This window comes from Helicobacter mehlei, assembly GCF_007280785.1.
GTDB lineage: Bacteria > Campylobacterota > Campylobacteria > Campylobacterales > Helicobacteraceae > Helicobacter > Helicobacter mehlei.
Map to the genome: position 1 here is coordinate 1 of NZ_VKGC01000050.1, position 1,371 is coordinate 1,371.

Below are 1,371 nucleotides of genomic sequence, written 5' to 3' on the forward strand. Positions count from 1 at the left end.
ATAATAATAACTACCGGCTCTTGTGTTGGGGGCTTCTGGGGGGGTTGGGGCTGGTGTTTTGTTGTGTGGGGGGGGGGGGGTGGGGGGGGGGGGGGGGGCGGGCCCCCCCCAATCAATTTAAGCCGCAAATTTAGCTATGGGCTTTTAATAGGGCTTTTTGGAGTTTTTGGCGTGCATACAGGGATCAACTATTACTTACAAGGCATGCATGGGATTGTGATTAACCCCAATATCACCACGCATAATATCCCCGTTGTTAAAGAAATCTTGGCTATATCCACCACCATTAAGGACTACACAGGAAGCGCAACTTTATACAAAAACCTTAGAAAGCCCTTAGAAAAGGATTATTTAAGCGTGGAGAGCAATAGGGTGCCCAATGTGATTTTAATCATAGGGGAGGGTGCATCTAGGGATTTTATGGGGGTTTATGGCTATGGTGTACCTAACACCCCACTAGCTAATGCCCTACAAAAAAGCCAAAACCTCTTTGTTTTTGACGATGTCATTTCTGCTTATGCTATCACGGCAGCCGTTTTTCCTACCTTGCTCAGTTATGGGGATTTTGAGCATAAAAACACGTCTTGGCATGCCTATAACACCCTAGGGAAGGTGTTTAATCAAGCGGGGTATGAAACATTTTGGATAGATGTCCAAGATGACTTGTCTAGGAACAATATTTACGCCCACCTAGCCCACCCTTTCACCCATAAATACTGGACAAATGCGCCCTTAGACATCCCACAAGCCACCCAAGATATTTGGGCGTTTGAAATGTTAGGGCATATACGCCCCCAATTACAAGATAAAAATTTTATCCTCTTACATCTCTTTGGGAGTCATTTTATTTATAGCCGGCGTTTCCCTAAAAGTTTTGCCAAATTCACCACCACAGACATCCCCTATCAAGGCTTACATGTCCAAAATGAGGGTGATAAACAAGTTGTTGCTGATTATGTGAATTCCATTTACTACACCGATCACATACTAAATAAAATTTTCCAGTTTTTCAAGAGTAAAGACGCTATCATTTTTTACCTATCTGATCACGCTCAAGACATTTTCCAAAGCTCCAACACTTACGGGCATAGCTGTTCTAAACATGGTGTAGAAATCCCTTTTATGGTCTATGTTACAGATATCTTCAAGCAAAAGCACCCCGATAAAGTTAAATTAATCGCTGGAGCGGTGCATAAACCCTTTATGAGCGATGATTTAATCCATGCCCTTTTGCCCATCGTTGGGATACACACCAAAGATAACTTAGAGAGTAAAAACCTTTTTGACCCGCATTTTAACACAAGGCGCAAACGGGTTTATTGTGGGGATTTGAAATACCTAAACCACTAATCCGAGAGTGCAGATGATACA

Annotated in this window: 1 protein-coding gene; it reads left to right on the forward strand. The window is 42.8% G+C overall.

The annotated features are described in order from the left end of the window. Window positions 1–171: 171 nt before the first annotated feature. Window positions 172–1,350, forward strand: coding sequence for a phosphoethanolamine transferase (locus FNE76_RS08015; protein WP_235895379.1), 1,179 nt, complete (start codon window positions 172–174; stop codon window positions 1,348–1,350). Window positions 1,351–1,371 lie beyond the last annotated feature (21 nt).